Raw genomic sequence first — 23,222 nt, 5'->3', positions numbered from 1 at the left:
CAGACAAATTTTCACAGCCCCAAACTGGAGGAAGCCAGAAGTGGAATCGAAGGTATGCCCGTTGACTGCCAAAAACAGATAGCGCGCATTTTGATAACAAGATTTTAATGTCTAGTTCCCTGCTGCAGTCTCTATCTTCGGGTAGTAAAACATGATTTTTGTTCCGCCTCTGGCTCCGTCAGCAGCCAAACCAGCCGGAGATTTTCTCGATCGACAAATCCACCACCGCTTAAGATTAAATAAATCTTCGCCCAAATTGATGAGTGCGATTGCTGCTAAATTTGACCTAGCCTTCCAGGCGCTTCCCTACCCTACGGGAACCCCTACTGGGAAGGGGAACCCCTGTGGGAAGATACCTTTGCTAGCGCGTACCTTGATGAGACTAATTAAGGCGAGTAATTTGTCAATAACTTTTATAATTATTTAATATTTGCGCTTTGAGAATTCTTGGAAGAGGCTATTGAGGAACGCTATGTAATTAAACTTACTATCTAAAGTTTGAATTTTGTCAACTTCCGACAGATATTATAATGAATGAAATTATTGAATTTGCTAAAAAGTCGATCCTCGTAGCAACTCCCCAACCATCCTGGTGGAATTCAAAATAGTCACCAATGGCAGGAACTTTTTAGCAACCAGATTATTCAAAAAGATTGAGCCTCCCAGCGCTGTGTCATTTTTATTTACACGCAATCAATCACCGACGACCATGAACACCTCAATAAACACCTCTAAATTTGGCATCAACCGGATGCTGCGACAATCGCTGTTGCTTGGCATCTTTTCTGCAGCAGCTTTAGCTAGCGGATGGGCGCCCGGTTTGTACGCACAATCCCCAAACCTCGTTTTCGGAGCTGCAGCCCAAGCTCAAGAGATTAGCAGCGAGGAAATTACTAGCTACGCTCGCGCTGTGTTGGCAATAGAACCCAGACGGGTGGAAGCTTTTAACGAAATTAAAGGAATGGCTGGGGGATCGGTTCCCAGAGTAGTGTGCAACGAAAAGCAGGAAATTAATAGGTTGTCTGGAAGTGTTCGCGGCATCGCGGTGAATTACTGCCAACAAGCTAAAAAAGTTATCGAAACCAATGGTTTGACAGTTAGTCGCTTCAACCAGCTCACTTTGCTCCAGCAAGCGAATCCGGCAGTCAAACAGCGAATTCAAGCCGAGCTCCTGCGACTGCAACAAGCTGGCAATCAATAAGCTTGAGGGTTTGAGTCTTTCTTCCTCTCCCGTTCTATTAGACTTCTCCATAAAAGCTTGTTCAGGGCAGGCATGATACCTAACCGCTACCTCCCCCCAACAATATAATATTGGAGATTTAAATTGTTCGAGTTCCTAGACGGTAGGCAAAATTTTTTGAAAAAAAAGCGATCGTCTGTGATTAAGTGCTTGACAAAATAACATAAATTTGGTAATACAGCCAGAACGGGAGCGGCCAGAGAGATGAATATTTTTCAACTTGCTGTAAATTGGAATGAGATATTCCGATCGTCAACACGATTAAGACTTTTTTAATTTCTCAAACATGAGCTGAAAATTGGAACTTCAGTCTTCCTTATTCCTTCGGCTATAAAAAACATATTCCTCAAAAATTCTTCAAAAACTAGAGGTCAAGTGAATTGCTCTGAGGAATAGAATATAAAAATGCTAACATTCACAAAACATTTGCCTGCAAATCCCGATGCTATTGTCAGCTTTACTTTACAAATGACATCGGACGATCGCACTCGCAGCCGCCACCGATTCGAGACGGAAACGGGTGAAAGGCTGCACCTGAGTTTGCCCAGAGGTACGGTACTGCGCGATCGAGATTTATTGCAGTCGGAAGACGGTAGCTGTTTGGTACTGGTAAGTGCAAAACCCGAACTGGTGCTGACAGCCCGCGCATCAAGTCCGCTGCTACTGATGCGGGCGGCTTATCATTTAGGAAACCGTCACGTAGCTTTAGAAATTGCCGATAATTATTTAAGGCTTTCTCCCGACTCTGTATTGCAGGGAATGCTGGAAAAAATGGGTTTGGAAGTAACAGAGGAAATTGTGCCGTTTCAGCCAGAAATTGGCGCTTACGGGCACAGCCATTAGATTTTAGATTTTAGATTTACTCCCACCCTGCAATCCGAGGGCTTATAACCAAATTAGTTTGGGTAATTCAAGAAGGAAGAAGTCAACAGTCAACAGTCAACAGTCAACAGTGAACAATCAACTTTTATGTTTGTTACAGCTAGCTTTTGCACCTGTGGGAGCTTATAGTTATTCTGAGGGAATCGAAAGTCTGGTAGAAACCGGTGCGATCGACAGCGAGATTACTTTGAGAAATTGGTTAGAAAATTCGCTCCAATTCGGGGCTGTTCGAGTAGAAGCCGCTGTGGCGGTAAGGGCTTTGAGGGCGGCAAAGATACGCGATTTGACGGCTTTGAATTACTGGAATGCTTGGGCGACTGCTACTAAAGAAACAGAAGAGTTGCGCTTGCAAAGTTGGCAAATGGGACGGACTTTGGTCAGGTTGCTGCTGGATTTGCGTGAAGCGAAGCTATCCCGCAGGGAATCGCCAGTTGCTTCTGGGTTAACAACAATTGTAAAAGAATTCGTGGAATCTGGCAGCAATCAGTGCAATTTTGCGATCGGCTTTGGCATTGCCGCCGCCAACTGGCAGATAGAAGAAGAAGCCGCCGTGTTAGGATATTTCTACAGTTGGGCTGCAAATTTGGCGAGTGCGGGCGTGAAACTGATTCCCCTCGGTCAAACAGCCGGTCAACAGTTACTGTTAGATTTGCAGTCTCAAATTAGCTGTACGGCGCAAGAAGTTTTAAAATTAGAAGATGATGACCTTGGCAGTTGCAGTTGGGGATTAGGACTGGCTAGCATGGCGCACGAAACTCAGTACACTCGGTTGTTTCGCAGTTAAAAATCAGAAAATCTAAAATCTAAAATCTAAAATCGCTATGGGTGCTTTTCGTGTAGGAATTGCTGGGCCAGTTGGTTCCGGGAAAACAGCTTTACTGGATGCTTTGTGCAAAGCGCTGCGACAGCAATACCAGATTGCGGTTGTTACTAATGATATATATACTCAGGAAGATGCCCAGTTTTTGGTTCGGAGTCAAGCTTTGGAGAGCGATCGAATTTTGGGCGTAGAAACGGGAGGCTGTCCCCACACAGCCATCCGCGAAGATGCTTCTATTAACTTAGTAGCGATAGAAGAGTTAGAACAAAAATTCACTGATTTAGATTTAGTATTTGTCGAAAGCGGCGGCGATAACTTAGCTGCCACTTTTAGCCCGGAGTTAGTAGATTTAACAATTTACGTAATCGATGTCGCTGCAGGCGATAAAATTCCGCGCAAAGGCGGGCCAGGAATTACTAAATCTGATATGTTGGTAATTAATAAAACAGACCTCGCCCCTTATGTAGGAGCAGATTTGGGCGTGATGGAACGGGACGCTAAAAAAATGCGAGGCGATAAACCTTTTGTTTTTACTAACCTGAAGACCAAAGAAGGATTAGAATCAGTAGTTAATTTCATCCATTCGCATATCGTCGTGTAAAACATCAGCCTTCATCAGCCTTCATCAGCCTTCATCTGCGGTTAAAACTCCTAAAAAATATCACCTCACCACCAATTCTTTGACCAAATTAGCCAAACGTTCTGTACTGTCTCTCACTGCTAATTCAGAAGCTGCTTGAGACATTTTTGCCAAATATTCGGAATCTCTTAACAAATACAACACTTTGCTTTGCAAGACATCTGCTGTCAGTTCGCTTTGACGGAATACCACGGCGGCGCCGGCTTTAGCAAATACTTCCGCATTAAATCTTTGGTGGTCGTCAGCCGCGTGAGGAAAAGGAATTAAAATAGAAGGTACGCCCGTCACTGCTAATTCTGTCAGAGCACTCGCCCCCGATCGACTAATTGCTAAATTCGCTCGCTGCAACAAACTCGCTACATTGTCGTAAAATGGCATTGACAAATATTGCTCGTGTTTCAAACTTTCAGCATCCGGGTCATTATTTCCGGTGAGGTGAACCACCCAAGCACCGGCATCAAACCAAGCCGGAGCGCACTCCCGCACTAATTTATTTACTGCGACAGCACCTTGAGAGCCGCCCATGACTAAAATTACAGGTACGCTGTCAGGAATTGGCAAATTTAGAGGTTGGCGAGTCAGGAATTGCGATCGCACCGGTGTACCAGCAACCACGGTTTTCGCGCGGGGTAAATGCTGGGCTGCTGCTTCAAATCCGATCGCCACAGCAGTGCACAAAGGACTAAACCAGCGCGTCACCTTCCCGGGAATTGCATTAGATTCGTGGAGAATTACCGGCAAACCCAAAGAACGGGCCGCTAGAATTGCCGGTGCTGCGATGTAACCTCCGGTAGTAAAGACTCCCTGAAAATTTCCCGCTTTGAGCAACTTCCGCACCTGAAGGATCGAGCCGGCGAGTCCGCCCAAAATTCGCAGTGTACCGAGCCCAAATCCCTGCTGAAAGCCTTCGACGGCGATCGTGTGGAGGGGGTAAAGGGATGAAACTAACTGGGTTTCCATGCGGTCTGGGACTCCTAGCCATTCGATCTGACAGTCGCTCAACTGCCCAGCGGTGGCGATCGCGGGAAATAAATGTCCGCCAGTGCCGCTAGCTGCAACCAACAACCGGAGGGGGGCTTTTGTCAAGGTATTTGTTTCTTTTTTTACAAGTACAAGTTCCACAGGTCGATCAATTTTATATTTGGGGTTTTAGATTATTATGCTTATTATTCCGGCAGTTTCAGCCAATTTTGAATCAGCCATCTAAAATTAGATTGTGCCGTGTCCCTCCTTCCGTTGTCAGTTTTCGTTGCAGGCGAACATTTGCTCAAGCTACGACCCCTGACAAATAACCAAATTATCATCTAATGCGTAATTTTTTGAATTTAGTGCCAAGTGCATCTCAGTATTTTTCCAGCCGTCGGGACAAAAAAACCGATCGCGCGATCGTTTTTGGCTTTAACTGCAGGCAGTCGATCGCTCCAATGTTTTTATGTTTAACAGTGGTAAGTGCTGGCGTGCTGCATCCTAGTGCGGCAAGAGCGATCGGTGCGATCGCGGCGACTCCCCGAACGATCGCCCAAACCCCTGCAAATGCGCCTGCCCCACTCACAAAAGTGCTAACAGAAATTGACGCAGCGGCCAACCGGCGCGATGTCAAAGCAGTCATGGCATTTTACAGCCCGAATTTCACTCATTCTGACGGCTTAAACCGCCAAAGCATGGAAAAAGCCCTCACCCAACTCTGGAATCGATATCCGAGTTTAAATTACCGCACCGAGATCAAATCTTGGAAAACCGAAGGTAGCGCTATTCTCGCAGAAACCATAACTACAATTGCCGGCACTCAAAAAAAGGATGGCAGAGAATTAATTCTCAAATCTACCATCCGTTCCCAGCAGCGCTTTGAAGGTGAAAAAATAGTTAGTCAAGAGATTTTAGCAGAACAAACTCAGCTTAGTTCGGGGCAAAATCCTCCTACCATTCAAGTGAATTTTCCGGATCAAGTTAAGGTGGGCGAAGAGTACCATTTTGATGCCATTGTGCGAGAGCCGATCGGCGATGATATTTTAATAGGGACTGTTTTGGAGGAACCCATTAGCGACAAAACCTTTTTTAATCCCTCAGAAGTCGAGCTGGAGTTGCTAAATTCCGGGGGAATTTTTAAAGTAGGTAAAGCTCCGGCCACTCCCGAAAATCGGTGGGTTTCAGCAGTTTTGATGCGACAAGGCGGAATTGCAACAGTTAGTGTTCGATTGCGAGTTGTCAAATAATAAAATAGGTGTTATGGGTTATTTGGGTAATTTCTGTAGTGGCGGTTTAAGTAAAATCTCTAACACCAATGAGAGAACAAGTTAAACCTGCCTCTACAATAATGATGGTTAATTGACCAGACTTAATCTTATACCAACTAAAAAATTTTTCCTCTTCCCTCTTCCTTCTGATTATTAAAAATGATTGCTATCCAAAACCAAATTGTTTTCATTACAGGTGCGAGTAGCGGTATCGGAGCAGCCTGTGCCAAGATATTCGCCAAAGGAGGAGCAAAACTAATTTTAGCAGCCCGCCGCCTTGAAAAGCTCGATCGACTGGCAAACGAACTTGTAGAAACAAAATCCATCGCATCGGCGAACGAGATTTATTTGCTCGAATTGGACGTGCGCGATCGCCTGCAAGTGGAATCTGCGATAACTGAGCTTCCCGATGCCTGGAAAAGCATCGATATTCTGATTAACAATGCGGGATTGAGCCGTGGTTTAGACAAACTGCACGAAGGCAACTTCCAAGATTGGGAAGAAATGATTGATACCAATGTTAAAGGCTTGCTTTACATGACTCGCGCGATCGTGCCGGGAATGGTAAGCAGAGGCCTCGGCCACGTAGTGAATATAGGCTCAATAGCAGGTCGGCAAGCTTATCCCAAAGGTAATGTTTATTGTGCTTCCAAAGCAGCAGTGAGAGCTATTTCCGAAGGGTTGAAACAAGACCTTTTGGGAACACCCGTGCGCGTGACGGAAATAGAGCCTGGTTTGGTGGAAACAGAATTTAGCAATGTCCGGTTTCACGGCGATGCAGAAAAAGCCAAAAATGTCTATCAAGGATTAACACCGCTGACTGCTGACGATGTAGCGGATGTGGTGTATTTTTGCGCGACGCGATCGCCCCACGTCAATATTAGCGAAGTCTTGCTAGTTCCGACAGACCAAGCTAGTGCAACTCTGGTTCACCGAAAAGAGTTTTGACTTTTTAGTGGTAAGTGTCCGGATTGCGATCGAATTCTCAGGAAACTTAATTGGTAGATGCACCCTGATTAATTAACTCCCGACCAATTTTGGCCGGGTTTTTTTTGCCCGATCGCACGCTGAGCCAAAAATTATCCCACATTCTGCCAAAGTGTCCTGAAAGAGGTGCTGTGAGACGGGAGACTAAATTAGTAGATGCACCCTGATTAAATAACTCCCGACCAATTTTGGTTTGGGGTTTTTTTTTGCGGTATAGACGGTGATGCTGAAAAAGTTTGAGGTTGTCCGGATGGCGCTCGAATTCTCAGGAAGCTTAATTGGTAGATGCACCCTGATTAATTAACTCCCCACCAATTTTGGTTTGGGGGTTTTTTTTGGCGATCGCACCCTAAACCACGAATTTTCGTAAATTTTCGCAAACTGTCCGGAACAGGTGCACCTCGAAGCGGAGACTAAATTAGTAGATGCACCCTGATTAATTAACTCCCGACCAATTTTGGTTTGGGGTTTTTTTTTGCCCATCGCAAGCTGAGCCGCAAATTTCCGCAAAGTCTACCAAAGTGTCCTGAAAGAGGTGGTGTAAAGCCGGAGACTAAATTAGTAGATGCACCCTGATTAATTAACTCCCGACCAATTTTGGTTTGGGGTTTTTTTTTGCCGATCGCACGCCCTCGTCGCCAATGTTCGCAAATTCTACCAAAGTGTCCTGAAAGAGGTGTTTTGAGGCGGGAGATTAAATTAGTAGATGCACCCTGATTAATAAACCCCAGCCAATTTTGGCCGGGGTTTTTTTTAGCTCAAAAGCTGCCTTAACCAATTAGGCTAAATCGCCTCAAAAGACTGCACCTCAAGAACCGGGCCGATCATGGCAAAAGTCATCACATCCTTGCGGACTTCACCTTTAACACTGACTTTCAAACCAGCTTTTTTCAAATCAGAAGGAGCATCCTTAAGTTCGTAAGTTTCCCCATCTTCGCCGACCAAAGCCCAAGTACCGGGACCCAATCCTTTGCGTTCAATTACACCTTTGACAGTAATACTCATGCCGATCGCACCTCTGTTTTAATTGCTAAACGTGCCAATCCAAAACACAGTAAAGCATTGACAATCAAGAATGTTTGTGATACCAAACCTGTGCCCAATCCCCAGACTGCGGGAGACACAAAAGCATTCACCGCTAAACTGCTGGCAAAACCGATCGAAATTGCGATCGCGATCCACTTCCACTGTTGATGTCCCAACAGCAAAGCAATCAAAATCCCAGGAATCAAAACGCTAGCAAAAAAGGGATTCAGCATACTGCTGCCATTAATTGCGCCTCCGAGTTCGGGAATAGAACTGCCCATCACCCGCATCGGCCATTGCGGCAAGTCAAATACAAACAAGTTGCGGAGGAAAAAGAACCCAGAACTCCCAGCCATCAAACCGCCGGAAAAGCCCCAAGTCCACTGGAACGGAAAATAATTCCGCAAAAAGAAAGCCAGCAGGTAAGAACCGAGCACCATTGCAATTTTAGGCAACAGGGCGACTGCACCGCCGTCAATCCAAAAGCGAGGGTTGAGATAGCCATTATCGCGCAGCCAGCGGAAGAAATCGCGGAAGTTGATTTGTCCGCGCTGGGCTAGCTGAACTGCGGCGGCTGCGTCTAGGTGTCCTGAACCAAAATGGTTTAACGGATCTTCAGTGACAGTTCGCGAGGACTGCAAGAGTACGCTGCGAATTTCGTCGGGTTCTGTGATGCCGGAAGCCTTGACAAGGGCTGCAACGGCTGCAACGTGCGGAGAAGCCATGCTAGTGCCTTGGTAGCCTTCAAAGACTTCGGCGCCTGTGTCCGGGTCGATCGTACTTTGCAGGATCTTGCCCATTTCAGAACCGCCGGGGGCTGCAATGTCAACCCCTGCGCCGAAATTGGAGTAAGAGGCTTTTTCGTCGTCGGGGCCGAGGGCGGAAACGCCGATGACGTGGGGATAGCGGGCGGGATAGGAAGCGGAACTTTCGCCGGAGTTGCCGGCGGCTGCGATGATGACAACGCCTTTAGAGTGGGCGTAGTCGATCGCCTCTTCCATTAACTGACTCTCACCGCCGCCGCCGAGACTCATGTTAATCACGTCGGCGCCGTTGTCAGCAGCAAATTTAATCGCTTCGGCGATGTCAGAAACCGTGCCGCCACCGCTGCCGCCTAACACTTTCAGCGGCATTAAAGCTGCTTCGTAGGCGATGCCCGCAACGCCATAATTGTTGTTAGTTGATTGGGCGACTGTACCTGCAACGTGAGTACCGTGGCCGTTGTCGTCGTAGGCTTCGGCGCGATCGTTTACAAAGTCATAGCCCGGTACAAATTTGGTTTCTTTTAAGTCAGCGACTGGAGTAATACCCGTGTCAATTATCGCTACTGTTGTGCCGCTGCCTTTGGTTTCGTTCCAGGCAGATTCTACGTTGATACTGCGGAGATTCCACTGCTTGGTATACATGGGATCGTTGGGAATCTCGAAAGCGCTGTAGACAAAGTTCGGTTCAATGTATTCGGTATCTTTAGCCAAATTTGATTTTCTCAGGGCATTTAGCAAAGTGCGATCGCCCTTAACTACATATACATTGTCGGCCGCTGAGAATTCGCTGTTGAGTTGCGGTGCGACTTGGTACTGTTGGGCGATCGCATTTACTTCTTTCGCAATCTCAGCAGCACCCAAATCTTCGCGGAAATCCAGCACAATCGAGTCGTAAGTGCCTTGAGTAGCAAGTCCTGGGAAATTAGAAATCGCCCAGCCGAGCCCGATTAAAAATAAGCACAGAAGGAAAAACTTTTTCATGGCCGATCGTCCGTTTAGGGAAGGCTTGTTCACCACAATAACCCAATTTTCACCGCCAGCGCCAGTTTTCCTTGCTGCGACTTGTGGGGATCTCGCACGCGGGGGTTTGGTAGTTTTCGGCGGTGGCTGTTGCTCGCTCAAAAATTGCTCTAATTTCTAGTTGAAATTGCTGAGCAAGTTTTACGAGTTCAATTAATTGTATCATTAGAGAAGATGACAAACAGAACCTGGACTATTTTCAACAAGGGTATTGCATGGAAAGAGGTTTAATGTGGCTGCCGCTGCTGGCAATTTTTATCGGGCTGGCTTGGGCTGGATGGAACGAGTATCAAAAGCTGGAAGCGTATCGCGTCTGGGCAGAACAATTCGCTAAAGCCAAGTACGATATTTATGCTGTACTCGGTCAGCAAGAAGACAGTTTAACTTGGGGAAAACCTACTCGCAGCGGGCCTGTGAATTTGCAAACTTTTTCTTTAAAAGACGTGTACTCGCTGCGGTTGTTAGTCAACTCTCAGGCAGTTGATTTAGAGTCGCCGCCGAGTTCTGGAAGTCCAATAGCCCTCGAATTTTTGTTGAAAGATGCTGCTGCGGTGCAGGTTCCTTTTACAGAAATTCCTCTAGCGACTAAATGGGGAAAACACTTGCAGCAAGAATTACAGCGCTTTAGGTAAAAGCAGTGTCCGGCGGGGTAGCGTATCGGGAGCATCTCAATGAAAGCAGCCGAGCTATAAATTGGAGTTTTGAGGCAGGAGGCAGAAGTTTTGAGGCAGGAGGAAAGAGTCAGAAGTCAGGAGCCAGAAGAAGTGTTTTTACAAATATGAGATGCTCCCAGCGTATCAGATATGAATTCGGCTACTTGAAGTTACAAAAGTCTGTAAAACTGGTAGTAGAAATAGAACTTACGCACCAAATCCTTTGAACCGCCATCTATAGGGTAAAGTACCCACGGAACACCCGGAGGACAGGAGTTATTGCAGTAATTAGTAGGAGTAGTGTTCCCGTGCCTAGCCCGCTCGTGTTCCCTGCGTACCTTACAGTTAAAGTTATTGACCAGCGCGTCCTAAAACAGCTCAATTGCCAGCCCCCAAATCTGCGGAATGCAAACACAAGAATTTTTACAGCGCTATCAACAGGGAGAGCGCAACTTTGGTCACATTGACCTCAGCGGCGCTAGTTTAAGCGGTGTTAACCTGCGAGAAATAGACCTCACTGGTGCTAATTTGACCGGTGCTAATTTGAGCTGGTCTTTTTTGAGCAATGCCAAGTTGATAGGGGCTTGTTTGCGGCGCGCGGATCTCCGCAGTGCGGGGCTGGCTGGGGCGAATCTGAGCGGGGCAAATTTGAGCGGGGCAAATCTTGCTAAAGCGGATTTGCGCCTTGCTTGTTTGACAGCAGCAGAACTCAATTGGGCCGCGTTCCCGGAAGCGGATTTGGGCGGTGCTAATCTTCAAGGAGTTAAATCTGACCAGATTAATTTTGCTGGGGCTAAACTCGACGGCGCGAAGTTGATGGCGGCCGAATTGATGGAGGCGAATTTCAACCGCGCCAGTCTTGTTGGTGCTAATTTAACGGGTGCTAATTTGCGGGAAGCGCATTTGGTGGAAGCGAATTTGCGCTCGGCAATTTTAATCGGTGTAAATTTGATTGAATCTGACTTGAATGGCGCTCAAATGCGATCGGCAAATCTGACGGGCGCTGACTTGCACCGAGCTGTGCTGGCGGGGGCGGATTTGACTGAGGCGGTGCTGGATAACGCTGATTTGAGTCGAGCTAATCTGGCGGGTTCTTATTTATTGAAAGCGAGTTTTAAGAAGGCGCTTTTGCTGCGAGCTAACCTGCAAGGAGTGTATTTGCTGCGGGCCGATTTGAGCGAAGCTAATTTGCGAAGTGCTGATTTGCGGAAAGCTGATTTGAGCGGCGCTTATTTGATGGATGCGATGTTGGGTGAGGCGGATTTAAGAGAAGCTTGTTTGATTGAGTGCCGTTTGATTCGGACGAATTTGGAGGGGGCGCAGCTTACGGGTTGCTGCATTCAAAATTGGCAAGTTCAAGATGTCGATCTGTCGAGAGTTGACTGCAGCTATGTTTTTACTGAGTTTGATTATACTGCGAAAGTGGCGGCAAATCGCTTTCCGGTCGATCGCGATTTTGAGTCGGGGGAATTGGGGCGGCAGCATCAAGAGGACAGTTCTATCGTCAAGGTGTGTTTTGATGAATCTCCTAATTGGGAGGCTTTGGTTTTTACGCTGCGTCGGGTGGAGTTGGAAAGCCACGAACTCAAATTTAACGTTCAATTTTTTGACTCTGCGGGAGAACAAAATTTACTGCGGCTGAGCGCGAACCGTTTGGTGAACGGCAAGATTTTGGGCGATCGCATTTTGGAGCTTTATCCAGATATGTTGGAAAAGGTTTTAGCCAAGGACGCTGAAATTTTGAGTTTGCTGGACTTGGCTGTTCCTAGTAACAATGCGGAGCCGAGCCAAAAGGAAGCATTGCTCAGAAGACAGGAAATATACCAGCGAATGGTGCGCCAAATTTCGTTTATTTTGATGTCTCAGACGCCGGATAAATTTTCCGAAAGCGTGCAGCGGCTGTTGGATTATTTGAAGCAGCAAGGTATCCCGACAGAGCAGATTCAAAAGAAAGTCATCAGTCAGGCGATCGTGCAGCGGGCAAAGCAAGACCCGGGTTTTCGGGAACAGTTGCTCGCGTGGGAGAAAACGGCGTCCGATCGCGTTCGTTTTTCAATGATGGGGGAAGCGGTGCGGTATGCAATTACCCTTTTGATCGATTATTAACAGTTAATTGTGAACACTTGAAGCCGGAGAGCGGCTAAGGCCCGGATTTGCTCGTCGGCGTCGGAAATTGCAAGCATTGTACAGTAAGCCAAGCAAGACTCGGTGTTTCGGGAACAGTTGCTCAGGTGGGAGAAAACGGCTTCGGATTGCGATCGTTGTTAGGTAATGGGGGAAGCGGTGCGGTTTGGGAGGCCCTTTTGTGGGAATGAATACACACAAAAGGGCCTCCCCATTAAAAATCTTCCAACCAGAGCTCGATTTAACTGTGCGGTTAATTAGAATATAGTTCAGTATCTTCCTTCAAAAGCTTACACAACTCATCCAAATCTTTCTTACTGTGTTCAATCAGTTTTTCACCTCGGTTCTCTAGGTACTCAATATTACTGGGACTTGCGTTGTCGATTTGATCGTGACCATTATCGCTACTCAATTGAAGTTGAAAACGATAGTAGTTTCGGTTATTTTCTTTATCTCCTTTAGTGACCATTAGCTGATCGAGTTCATACGCAACCGATTCGCTTTGGCCATCTAGAACAACGTTAATTAAGGGAATAGCCCATTTTAGTTGACCCCAATTTTTTGCTTCTTTATACTTATATTTCTTAGTTAGTGAGCCCGTACCTAAAGAAACAACAAGGGTCTCAGTACGTTGTAGTTCTTCACCAGTCTTTTTCTTGTAAGAAATCATCGCCTCCATCATTGCAAGTGAGGAAGGATTATTTGCAATAATTCCTCCGTCTACCAAAGCGTAATATCCCTCATCGGTATGATGTCCCGTTTCGAGTTGGTAGGGTGGAAAGAATGTCGGTGCAGCAGAAGTTGCCATTGCTGCTTCCCACATTTTGAATCCCGTACATACTTTCCGGCTCTCAAAACTCTTGATTTCCTCTGCGTCCCGATTGCTTGTAAAAAAAATTGGTGCTCTGAGTTCGATATCATAGCTCAGAATAAAAATTTCTCGTAATGCCTCTTCAACCTTAGCTTCACCTAAAAGATCCTTTAAAACTTGTTGCCTACCTTTTGGGTTGTGCTTGGGTTGTAACAAATCATCAAAATCCAGTGGAACATACTCATTAAAAATTTTTTGTCCATATTTGCGATAGAAATTTACAAGTTCGGCAGCGGTATACTCTGGCTCACGATTGATGCTAGAGTCTGAGTTCTTTCTAGTTAAACCCAGTGCTAAAATTCCTCCTGTTGAAGTGCCTGCAATAAAATCAAACATTGCTGCTATGCGTTTTCCTGTGCGCTCTTCAATGTAGTTGAGAAGGATCGCAGGAATAATACCCCGAATACCACCACCATCAATTGATAGAATTCTTCTCTTGAATTTAGGACCCATCACATTTACTCCTTTAGATATTGCTTAAATTATCAAGTGAAATGAAACAAAATTATACAGCATTAAAATACCAACAGCCCACGTCATCATATGGTTTCCGGTTGCATCGAAATAATAAAATCGAGTCAACAGTTAACAGTCAAAAAAACATTTTTCGAGCAACCAGTCAACAGTCAAAAGTCAACAATTATTTCCCTCGTGCAACCGGAATTTATATGAATCCAACCCGTCGTTAGTGCGGTAACTTGCTCAGGGCGTGCCAAGTTCTATAGCCGACAATTCCATCTTGCGGTAAAGCCTTGCTGAGTTGCAATTGTCGCACTGCTACATCTGTCATTGTCCCGAAGAATCCGTCAATGGAGCCGAAATAATATCCATTGATTTTTAAGACATTCTGAACAATTTTAACAGCATTACCAGAACTGCCCTTCATGACTATCGGCATATTCACAGGTGCACCAGAGTATAGTGTTTCCCAAGTGATAGGGCCGACAATCCCATCTTCTTTTAAAAAGACGCGGTGTTGATAACCTTTGACCGCGTTTTGAACTTGCACACCGAAGATACCGTCAATCGGGCCGAAATAAAATCCCCAATGATATAGAAGCTGTTGTAGTTCCTTGACAGCTTGACCTGTTGAACCCATTTGTAAAGTGGGTTTGTTTACTCCAGTGGTTTCAGCAAATGCCAGATTTGATTGAGCAGTAGTATCGGCGACGAGAGCCATAGTTTCATTGTTCAAGCTTCTTTCTTCGGTGTACATAATGTGGTTTTTCTCAACATTTAAGTTTTAGTCTTTGATATTTCAGGTATAACTGGTGGGATTTGTGAATGCACAGTCACTTTTTGGAGTGTCACTCATGTGAGTGTCACTCGTTTGAGTTAGTCCCAGTGTTAACTGTTAATTTCTCTTCCGGCTGCGCCGGAATGATATTCTGAAAGAATCTTAAGAGTGCAACGAGGACAAGTTATGCCTAAACGTCTAAAGTTGGAGTCTCCTCAAACTTCAGAAAGAAGAGTTGTCTAAACTTTATCGTCAAGCATCGCCTCCAATTGAACGGACGCACTACCAAATAATTTGACTCTTGGCAACCGGACAAGTTACAGAAGATTTTGCTTCGACCACGAGCTAATGTCGTAACTCGATATATCGCGAAAGTTCCTTGTTACAATTCATATTATTTCAGTGCTGCCAAGTTCTTCTAAAGCAACCTTCTTTGATTAAAGAGATCACTTGTTTTCACGGGTGGCAAAAAACCATAGCTAGATCATTCCGGCACAGCCGGAATTGATATCATCCGGATAACCGCAGCAGATATCAAACAAAGCCGAGATGTCGCCACCCTGCTCAATTCACTCTGACCGCGGGCGAGAATTCACAGCCTGAGCAATCTGCCCCTCTTGTTTCTCAACTGCCACCAGTTCGTAAGTCGCCAGAGTCTTATTAATCCGCGCTAAAAAGCGAGCATTGCACGGTAACTCTTTAGCAAGGGTGGAAGAGCAGGTATGATTAATTTTCTGAAGTGCCTAAAGGATTGTTTCCAGTTATATCAATTCCGGTAGCATCGGAATAGTAAAGTCCAGTCAACAGGCAAAAATCACAGATGGTGCAACCGGAATCCATCTAATTCATCTGCGTTAATCTGTGTTAATTTGCCCTCATCTGCGGTCAAAAAAAGAGAATTTATCGGGCCGCAGATGACAAGAGATAGACGCAGATTCACGCAGAGATAGAGAACAGAGATAGGAATAATTCCGATGCTAACAGATTTGATGTTACCAATCTTGACTGCGTAGCCGGCGACCCGCTAAGGCCCGGATTTGCTCGTCGCCGTCGGAAACGGCAAGCGATCGCAACAACGGCACAACTCCGGGATTTTCGGGATAATGTTCGATAATCGCTTCGAGCGCTGTAAATCTGGGATTGTAAGGAAAAGAACCGTTTTGATTGTCAACATCGCTCAAAGCCCGATCGCGCAAAAACTCAAACATTCCCGGCTCGTCTTTCCATCCACGCATTAACTCTACCAGGGCGATCGCCCGCACCTGCGAATCTTCATCGTTTTGAGCTCTACTTTTGAGCCACTCGAAAGTTTGAGACTGATTTGTCCGCGCCCGGGCTAACTTTTGCAAAGCCATTTGCCTGACAGCCGGACTCTCATCGCCCTCTGCTTTTGCCTCCAGCAGCATCCAAGTTTCAGGGTTGTCAGGCCAGTTGTAAGCGAGTTCAAGCACCGCCGTTGGGCGGACCAGGGCATCGCTAGAATCGAGCTGAATTTTCAGCCAAGGCAAGGTTTCCTGGTCGTCGGGCCACCCCCGCACGATCGCCCGCACCAGCACGCTCAGCAGGTGAGAATCTTGCTCTGACTCGACCAGGCTTTTGAGGAAAGGCAGCGTCTCGCCCCGGTGAGACCAGCGTTTTGCGATCTCTTCCACGGCAGTTTCTCGGACGTTCAGGTGTCTGTCTGACTCGGCGAGATTTTGCAACCAAGTAAAGACTTCGAGACGGGGTGACGGCAGTGTGGCGACAGCTTCCACTACTACTTGTCGCACAGTCCAGTAATCTTCGGAATCAGCTATTTTTTGCAGCAGGGGCAGGGTTTCTGGGTGGTCGGACCAACCTGCTGCTATCTGTTTTAGGGCTATTTCGCGCAGGTCGGCGTCGCGATCGCCCAATGCTATATTTTTCAAAAAAGTCAGAGTTTCGGGGTTCCCGGCCCAGCCAGAGGCAATTGCTTGCACTGCTGCCCGCCGGACGCTCGAACTCGCGTCGGACTCGGCTAGGGTTTTCAGCAGCGGGTAAATGTCGGGTTCGCCGGGCCAGTGCGAAGCCAATTCTTCTAAAGCTGCTGTCCGTACTTCTTTGCTGCTGTCGGATTCGGCTAGGGTTTTCAGCAGCAGGCAAACGTCGGCTGCTGCAGGCCAGCCCGCTGCCAACTCCCGCACCGCTACTGTTCGCAGGATAGAACTTCCTGTCTGGGCAAGGTTTTTGAGCAGGGAGACGGTGCCTAAAAGGCTGTGCCAACCTCGGGCTATTTCTTGCCACGCTGCGACTCGCACTCCCAAATTTTCGTCGGATTCGGCGGCGGTTCTCAGCAGCAGCAAGGTATCTGTGCGATCGGGCCAATTAGAGGCTAACTGTTCGAGTGCTGCGGTGCGGACTGCGGGACTTTGATCGAACTGAGCCAAGGCAGCCAGCAGCGGCAATGTATCGCTCGTGTCTGGCCAACCACAAGCCATTTCTCGCACACAGGTCGATCGCACTGCCCAGCTTTGATCGGATTTGGCGAGGTTTTTGAGCATCAGGTAAATTTCTGGCTGCTCTGGCCAACCACGGGCTATTGCTTCGACTGCTGTGGCTCGGACTTCGCCGCAGTCACTGGAGTGAGCGAGTATTTTCAGCCAGGGCAGGGTTTGCGGGTCGTTTTTCCAAGTTTGGGCGATCGCCGCGATCGCTCGATTGCGAATTTGATAAGTTTCCTGCAATTCTTGAGCGCTTTGATAAAGAATCAGGAAACCCGTGCCGTATTGCGATAACTTTTTTAAAGCGTTTAACAGTTTTTTTTCGGTTTTTTTATTAACATCATTTTTATTTTTTAACAGGCATTGCGCAGCTAAAAATAAATTAATAAATTTTTCTGGTTGACCGTTTTGCTCGGTGAGATATTCTATAATTTCGCTTGCTGTTTCTTTGTCGAGCTTGGCTGAAATTTCTCCGAGGACTTCGTGTAAAGATTCGTCCCGCCAGTGCTGGCCGAAAACTTGTGCCTTGAGTTCCCCCCAAGTCAGTTGACCGATTTTGAGTTGGGCATGGATTAACTCTGCTACAGTCTGGGGATTATTTTCGGAAACAAGTTTTTTTAACAACATACCGATACCCTGCCCGTGAAGTTTGTTTGCATTCAAAATCCGAAACCATATCCAGTATTAGTTTAGAGTTTGGTGAGCCTTCCTGGAGTAGGTCGCTGATTAACTCCATTTTATACCACAACTACGGGGTCGCGTCCCAATGCAAAATCCGCCACCACCCAGAGAAATGTTAGGTTTTGGCGGATGGCGCTCGAACAATTAAGCCGCTGAATCTAGCTAATAGCTACTTGGACGCGATCGGCTGCAACCCGAACCGCAAAAGTCGGAATTTTTACCGTTTCATCATCGAGACATTGCCCGGTAGCCAGACTAAAGTTTTGTTTGTAAATGGGAGAAGCAACTTTGAGAGTGCCGTTGCGATCGCCCACAATTCCCCGCGACAAAACAAAAGCTTTGCTAAACGGGTCGTAATTGCTAAGCGCATAAACTTCATCTCCGTTTCCCACTCGGAAAATCGCCACTTGTTCGCCTTTAACTAAAGCGCAAACTCCAGTATAAGGGGCGATCGCATCGAGAGAACACACATCTACCCAAGTTGTTACTGTATCGGAAACTTGTAATGATTGAACCATCTTCTTTTCCTGTTAATTTACTTTAATTTCATTCCCAGCCTCCGGCTGGGAACGTAGGTTTCGAGGCTCTGCCTCCCCGAAGGAGTCTCTGGTTCACGGTTTGAGGAGGCAGAGCCTCCGGGACTTCATTCCCAGGCAGAGCCTGGGAACGAGATTAAATCTTGCTCCCTCCCCTGATTCAAGGGGAGGGCTGGGGAGGGGTTATTCCGAAACTCCAACCAGAGCCTTTTCATGTTCGTTAGCAGGCCGCGCTTGTCCCCGTTCCGCAACACGAACAATACTCGGATCGGGCAAATCGGAATTCACAAAATGCTGGAACCGCTGCACCTTTTGTGGGTCTTCAATCGTCGTTTTCCACTCACATTGATAAGTGTTAACTAAATGTTCCATCTGCGCTTCTAATTCAGCACAAATGCCAAGAGAATCCTCAATTATTACCTGTTTCAAGTATTCAATACCGCCCTCAAGCTTATTCAACCAAGTAGCAGTGCGTTCCAATCTATCTGCCGTGCGGATGTAGAAAACCAAGAATCGATCGATATATTTAATCAGCGTTTCCTTATCGATATCCGTCGCCAGCAAAACCGCGTGTTGTGGCTTAATGCCGCCATTGCCGCACACGTACAAATTCCAGCCGTTTTCCGTAGCAATGATCCCAAAATCCTTGCTTTGAGCTTCCGCGCATTCGCGAGTGCAACCAGAGACAGCAGATTTGAGCTTGTGGGGCGATCGCAAACCGCGATAACGCAATTCAACCTCGATCGCCAAACTCGTTGAATCCTGCACCCCAAAGCGGCACCAAGTGCTACCAACACAAGATTTTACAGTACGCAGAGCCTTACCGTAAGCGTGTCCCGACTCAAATCCCGCATCAATCAACCGACGCCAAATATGCGGCAATTGATCCACGCGAGCTCCAAACAAATCAATCCGTTGCCCGCCAGTAATCTTAGTATAAAGCCCAAAATCCCTGGCAACTTCACCCAAAACAATCAACTTATCAGGAGTGATTTCTCCCCCCGGTATTCGCGGCACCACCGAATAAGTACCGTCGCGCTGAATGTTTGCCAAAAAGTAATCGTTTGTATCTTGCAAACCGACGTGAGACTTCTCTAAAATGTGGTCATTCCAAGTAGAAGCCAGCATGGAACCAACAGCAGGCTTGCAAATTTCGCATCCCTTACCTTTGCCATGTCTTTCAATCAACTCCTCAAAGGTTTTAATCTCTTGAGAACGCACTAAATGGTACAATTCTTGACGAGAATATTCAAAATGTTCGCAGAGATTATTTTTGACTGCAAACCCAGCTTTTTTCATCTCCGACTTAAAGATATCCGTGACCAAAGGCACGCAGCCGCCGCAGCCAGTACCAGCTTGAGTGCATTTCTTGACGCTGGCAACATCGATTAAATTGCGATCGCGAATCGCTGCACAAATCTGACCTTTGGTAACATTATTGCAAGAACAAATTTGAGCAGAATCCGGCAAACTGTCTACTCCAAAACCCGCTGATGCTCCCCCTTCTCGCGGTGGCATTAACAAATCTTCGGGATGCGGCGGCAGAGCAATTTCATTTTGCATGAATTGCAGCAAAGTGCCGTAAGCAGAAGCATCTCCCACGAGAATTCCGCCTAAAATTAGACTGCCGTCTCGATTTAAAACTAATTTTTTGTAAATGCCTTGGAAGGTGTCAGTGACAACAATTTCTTTAGCATCGCCCGACTTGGGAAAAGGATCTCCAAAACTAGCGACATCCACCCCCAATAATTTGAGTTTAGTAGACATATCCGCACCTGTAAAAGTGCTTGTAGCGGGGGAATCCTGCCGGCCATCGGCTGCACGGCTCAAAGTATCTGCTGCTACGCTTGCCATTGTATACCCAGGCGCAACTAAGCCGTAGATGCGATTTTGATAAAGCGCACATTCTCCGATCGCATAAATGTCAGGATCGGAGGTTTGGCAGCTATCATTTATGATGATACCACCGCGTTCTCCTACTTCTATACCGCAACTTCTGGCAATTTCGTCGCGGGGGCGAATGCCAGCAGAAAACACAATCATATCTGTTGCCAATTCCGAACCGTCAGCAAACAGCATTTTAGTAACTTTGCCATCTTTGCTAACAATTTCTGTGGTAGATTTGCTGGTATGAACCGAAACCCCCAACTCTTCTATTTTGCTGCGGAGAATTGCACCGCCCATCTCGTCAACTTGCACGGGCATCAGCCGCGAGGCAAACTCAACTACGTGAGTTTTTAGACCCATATTTTGGAGCGCGTTTGCACATTCTAGACCTAACAAGCCGCCGCCAATTACTACACCAGTTTTGCAATTTTTAGCGTAATCTGACATCGCTTCTAGGTCGTCAATTGTCCGGTAAACAAAAGTCCCTGTAGCGTCTTTGCCTTTAATTGATGGCACAAATGGATAGGAACCGGTGGCGAGAACAATTTTGTCGTAGGTAACTTCTAAACCGTTGGCTGAAGAGACTATTTTGTGTTCCCGGTTAATGGCTACTGCTTTGTCGCCGATGTAAATTTGAATGCCGTTTTCTTGGTAAAATCCCGGTGCAACTAAAGATAAATCTCCCGCTGTTTTGCCAGAGAAAAATCCGCTGAGGTTTACGCGATCGTAAGCAACACGCGGTTCTTCACAAAAAGTAATTAAATTCCAGTGTTTGGCAGCATCCGAGCTGACCATTAACTCTAGGAACTTGTGACCTACCATGCCATTGCCGATTACAATGAGGTTTTTTTTGGCTGTCATTAGAATCTCTTTTATCCCGTTTATCAGTCGTTGGGTTAATTAATATAAGACTTTTTTGTAAACTTTTGTACTTATAGATACAAAAAATGGAGATTTATGCAATTGTCGAATACTCGCGATTGCATTTTTGCATGATGTCTGCGATCGAGGTAAATAGGGTGCTTCACTAAGTCTTTTGGAAAAAAAGATTAATATCTTAATGTCACATACCTTACAGTTTTCTAATTTTTAATTATTATTTAACTAACAAGCAGGAAGCCCCGCGCCAAAAATGGTACGAGTTGAGCGAGGGCATGAAAACGAATAAATTAAGTGGGTTGAATGCCCACTTGATTTATAAATATTCTCGCATATGAGGAATACTGTAGCATCAGCGCTGGGTAGTTCACGCTCCCATGCCCGAATACTGCTTCAAACCCTGCCGCCAAAGCCACCGATTCCACACAAAAAACACCGCACTCCAAGCCAGCATCACCAACAAACTGCGCCCTACATCTACGGGCAATCCGATCAAGATTGAAGCGGGAAAATGAATCAAATAAGGAAAAGGGGTCCATAAAACTACTTCGCGCACGGGCGCGGGAAACACTTCTAGCGGCGCGGTAATTCCCGATAAAAACAGGTAAATTAAAGACCAGAATTGCTCGATCGCACTTGCCCTCTCCAGCCAAAAAGCAAACAGCGCAAAAGTATACTGTATCAGAAACCGCAAACAAAAAGTCAAGACGATAACCAACAAAAATAGCAAAAACCTGCCCAAACTCGGCAGCCAAAAAGACTGCGGGTAAATTGCAAAAAATAGCAGCACTAATCCGAATACAAAGGGCAGCCTTGCAAACCTTTCGGAAACGTGAGATACGAAGTGGTGCCATACGGGATCGAGAGGCTGCAACAATCTATTAGATAGCTTGCCTTGCACTACTTCCTTTTCAAACTCCCAAATTACCCAAACTACATTTACTTGCCTGACAATGAAAGTGGCTAAAAAATAACGGGCAAAGTCGAGGGAATTCAGCCCAAATTGACCAGTATTGGCCGCCTGCATCCAAACACCCATCAAGATAAATGGCAAAGCTCCCGACAGGGCCCACAAAAACAATTCTGCCCGGTATTCGAGCATATAAGCGTAGTAGGTAAATAACAAAGTTTTAGCAATTTTGATGGATTTTGTCATATCAATTTTAGATTTAATTTTTCGGTGTTAGCAACGGGCAAGATGCCCGTTCCAAAAAACATTGAAACTCTCGTGTAACAGATATCTTGCCTTTTATGGAGAATGAACCCAGCCAAAAATATTACACTTTTCCCGTGCGGAAAACGCGACCGATTACCTCTTCAATTGGCGGATCGGTAACAGTCAAATCTATCACGTCCAAGTCCGACAAAATCTTCGCCACGCTCACCGTCAGCTCTTCCCTTTTCACTAAAAAACGCACCGATTGTCCCTCAATAGATTCTACCTCCCCGTAAGCAAAAGCACTATCTTTTGCCAGCGGCTTAGCTAATTTTACCTGAACTTCCCGATAAGGTGCAAACCTGTCGAGCAATCCGTCTAAACTACCATCATAAACTAATTGCCCTTCATGGATTAACAAAACGCGCTTGCACAAAGCAGTAATGTCCGCCATGTAATGGCTCGTCAACAGCACCGTTGCTTGATAGCGCTCGTTATATTCTCGCAGAAATTGCCTGACGCTAAACTGTGCGTTTATATCCAAACCTAAAGTCGGTTCATCTAAAAATAATACTTCCGGCTGGTGCAGCAGCGCCGCCATTAATTCAGCTTTCATTCGTTCGCCTAAAGAAAGCTTTCGTACCGCCTGATTTAACTTGCCTTCTAGTGACAGCATCTCTGTCAATTCTCCGACTCGCCGCCGATAATCTGTATCGGGAATGCCGTAGACCGCGGCATTGATTCGCAGAGAGTCAAGCACAGGTAAATCCCAAATTAACTGCTGTTTCTGCCCCATGACTAAGGTGATTCTTTGCAGAAAATCTGCTTCGCGGCGGAAAGGAGTACGATCGCACACACTCACCGTACCCGCAGACGGATAAATCAAACCCGTCAGCATTTTCAGCGTAGTAGTTTTGCCCGCACCGTTAGCACCGAGAAACCCCACGAATTCCCCCGGTTCAATACTGAAAGAGACGCCCTCAACTGCTTTAATATTGCGGTAAGTGCGACTAAAAAAGTGTCGCACTGTTCCTTTAAGTCCCGGTTCTTTAATCGCTACTGGATAAACTTTGCTCAAGTCTTCAACTAAGATAATTGGCATCGGCTCAAATTTTAACTTTTATTT

Annotated in this window: 20 protein-coding genes; 9 read left to right on the top strand and 11 right to left on the bottom strand. The window is 46.3% G+C overall.

Annotated elements, in window-relative coordinates; translation table 11 throughout:
- The first annotated feature begins 151 nt into the window (after positions 1-151).
- The 5 genes from QUA53_RS06260 (at position 152) to ureG (ending at position 3,543) form a co-directional block, all read left to right on the top strand.
- Entirely contained in the window at positions 152-427 is a 276-nt protein-coding gene (locus QUA53_RS06260) for a hypothetical protein (protein ID WP_333095690.1), read from the top strand.
- A gap of 282 nt (positions 428-709) precedes the next feature.
- On the top strand, positions 710-1,201 hold the full coding sequence (locus tag QUA53_RS06255) for a DUF4168 domain-containing protein (RefSeq protein ID WP_333095689.1): 492 nt from the start codon (positions 710-712) through the stop codon (positions 1,199-1,201).
- A 444-nt stretch (positions 1,202-1,645) separates the two neighbouring features.
- Positions 1,646-2,083, top strand: coding sequence for an urease accessory protein UreE (ureE, locus tag QUA53_RS06250; protein ID WP_333075619.1), 438 nt, complete (start codon positions 1,646-1,648; stop codon positions 2,081-2,083).
- Positions 2,084-2,192: 109 nt separating this feature from the next.
- Positions 2,193-2,906, top strand: coding sequence for an urease accessory protein UreF (locus tag QUA53_RS06245; protein ID WP_333095688.1), 714 nt, complete (start codon positions 2,193-2,195; stop codon positions 2,904-2,906).
- A gap of 37 nt (positions 2,907-2,943) precedes the next feature.
- Positions 2,944-3,543, top strand: a complete 600-nt coding sequence (gene ureG / locus QUA53_RS06240; RefSeq protein ID WP_333095687.1) for an urease accessory protein UreG — start codon at positions 2,944-2,946, stop codon at positions 3,541-3,543.
- A 60-nt stretch (positions 3,544-3,603) separates the two neighbouring features.
- On the opposite strand, the gene murG is transcribed toward ureG, so the two are convergent.
- Positions 3,604-4,668: an undecaprenyldiphospho-muramoylpentapeptide beta-N-acetylglucosaminyltransferase gene (gene murG, locus QUA53_RS06235; RefSeq protein ID WP_333095686.1), complete on the bottom strand. Its 1,065-nt coding sequence runs from the start codon at positions 4,666-4,668 to the stop codon at positions 3,604-3,606.
- A 221-nt stretch (positions 4,669-4,889) separates the two neighbouring features.
- Between murG and QUA53_RS06230 the strand changes: the two genes are divergently transcribed.
- Together QUA53_RS06230 and QUA53_RS06225 are read left to right on the top strand one after the other, a co-directional pair.
- Positions 4,890-5,795 (top strand): nuclear transport factor 2 family protein, encoded by a 906-nt coding sequence (locus tag QUA53_RS06230; RefSeq protein WP_333095684.1) that lies wholly within the window; start codon positions 4,890-4,892, stop codon positions 5,793-5,795.
- A gap of 180 nt (positions 5,796-5,975) precedes the next feature.
- On the top strand, positions 5,976-6,764 hold the full coding sequence (locus tag QUA53_RS06225) for an SDR family oxidoreductase (protein ID WP_333095683.1): 789 nt from the start codon (positions 5,976-5,978) through the stop codon (positions 6,762-6,764).
- Between the two features lie 822 nt (positions 6,765-7,586).
- On the opposite strand, the gene QUA53_RS06220 is transcribed toward QUA53_RS06225, so the two are convergent.
- Genes QUA53_RS06220 through QUA53_RS06210 form a run of 3 tightly spaced genes read right to left on the bottom strand, consistent with a single transcriptional unit; the run spans position 7,587 to position 9,779 of the window.
- Complete coding sequence (locus QUA53_RS06220; RefSeq protein WP_333035640.1) at positions 7,587-7,808, bottom strand: hypothetical protein; 222 nt, start codon at positions 7,806-7,808, stop codon at positions 7,587-7,589.
- Positions 7,805-9,574, bottom strand: a complete 1,770-nt coding sequence (locus QUA53_RS06215; RefSeq protein WP_333095681.1) for a S8 family peptidase — start codon at positions 9,572-9,574, stop codon at positions 7,805-7,807. The genes QUA53_RS06220 and QUA53_RS06215 overlap by 4 nt, the downstream gene beginning before the upstream one ends.
- 49 nt (positions 9,575-9,623) lie before the next feature.
- Positions 9,624-9,779, bottom strand: a complete 156-nt coding sequence (locus QUA53_RS06210) for a hypothetical protein (protein WP_333095679.1) — start codon at positions 9,777-9,779, stop codon at positions 9,624-9,626.
- A 49-nt stretch (positions 9,780-9,828) separates the two neighbouring features.
- Between QUA53_RS06210 and QUA53_RS06205 the strand changes: the two genes are divergently transcribed.
- Both QUA53_RS06205 and QUA53_RS06200 read left to right on the top strand, forming a co-directional pair.
- Positions 9,829-10,245, top strand: a complete 417-nt coding sequence (locus tag QUA53_RS06205) for a hypothetical protein (RefSeq protein ID WP_333095678.1) — start codon at positions 9,829-9,831, stop codon at positions 10,243-10,245.
- A gap of 426 nt (positions 10,246-10,671) precedes the next feature.
- The gene (locus QUA53_RS06200; RefSeq protein WP_333095677.1) at positions 10,672-12,372 is read left to right on the top strand and encodes a pentapeptide repeat-containing protein; all 1,701 of its coding nucleotides are present in this window, start codon (positions 10,672-10,674) and stop codon (positions 12,370-12,372) included.
- 271 nt (positions 12,373-12,643) lie between these two features.
- Here QUA53_RS06200 and QUA53_RS06195 read toward each other — a convergent pair whose 3' ends face one another.
- The 7 genes from QUA53_RS06195 to QUA53_RS06165 all read right to left on the bottom strand — a co-directional run bounded on the left by QUA53_RS06195 (position 12,644) and on the right by QUA53_RS06165 (position 23,198).
- The gene (locus QUA53_RS06195) at positions 12,644-13,714 is read right to left on the bottom strand and encodes a patatin-like phospholipase family protein (RefSeq protein WP_333095676.1); all 1,071 of its coding nucleotides are present in this window, start codon (positions 13,712-13,714) and stop codon (positions 12,644-12,646) included.
- 232 nt (positions 13,715-13,946) lie between these two features.
- Positions 13,947-14,477, bottom strand: coding sequence for a peptidoglycan-binding protein (locus QUA53_RS06190; RefSeq protein ID WP_333095674.1), 531 nt, complete (start codon positions 14,475-14,477; stop codon positions 13,947-13,949).
- Between the two features lie 1,013 nt (positions 14,478-15,490).
- Positions 15,491-17,584: a HEAT repeat domain-containing protein gene (locus QUA53_RS06185; RefSeq protein ID WP_333095672.1), complete on the bottom strand. Its 2,094-nt coding sequence runs from the start codon at positions 17,582-17,584 to the stop codon at positions 15,491-15,493.
- 212 nt (positions 17,585-17,796) lie between these two features.
- Positions 17,797-18,156 (bottom strand): nitrite reductase small subunit NirD, encoded by a 360-nt coding sequence (gene nirD / locus QUA53_RS06180; RefSeq protein ID WP_333095670.1) that lies wholly within the window; start codon positions 18,154-18,156, stop codon positions 17,797-17,799.
- Between the two features lie 201 nt (positions 18,157-18,357).
- Positions 18,358-20,922, bottom strand: a complete 2,565-nt coding sequence (gene nirB, locus QUA53_RS06175; protein ID WP_333095667.1) for a nitrite reductase large subunit NirB — start codon at positions 20,920-20,922, stop codon at positions 18,358-18,360.
- Positions 20,923-21,307: 385 nt separating this feature from the next.
- Positions 21,308-22,096 carry an ABC-2 family transporter protein gene (locus QUA53_RS06170; RefSeq protein WP_333095665.1) on the bottom strand — a complete coding sequence of 263 codons (789 nt, stop codon included), beginning with the start codon at positions 22,094-22,096 and terminating at the stop codon, positions 21,308-21,310.
- A 121-nt stretch (positions 22,097-22,217) separates the two neighbouring features.
- Positions 22,218-23,198: an ATP-binding cassette domain-containing protein gene (locus QUA53_RS06165; RefSeq protein ID WP_333095663.1), complete on the bottom strand. Its 981-nt coding sequence runs from the start codon at positions 23,196-23,198 to the stop codon at positions 22,218-22,220.
- Positions 23,199-23,222 lie beyond the last annotated feature (24 nt).

Origin of the sequence: Microcoleus sp. Pol12B3 (genome assembly GCF_036701355.1) — a bacterium.
GTDB lineage: Bacteria > Cyanobacteriota > Cyanobacteriia > Cyanobacteriales > Microcoleaceae > Microcoleus.
Note: the sequence above shows the minus strand (reverse complement) of the source record. Positions and strands in the feature narration are given on the sequence as shown.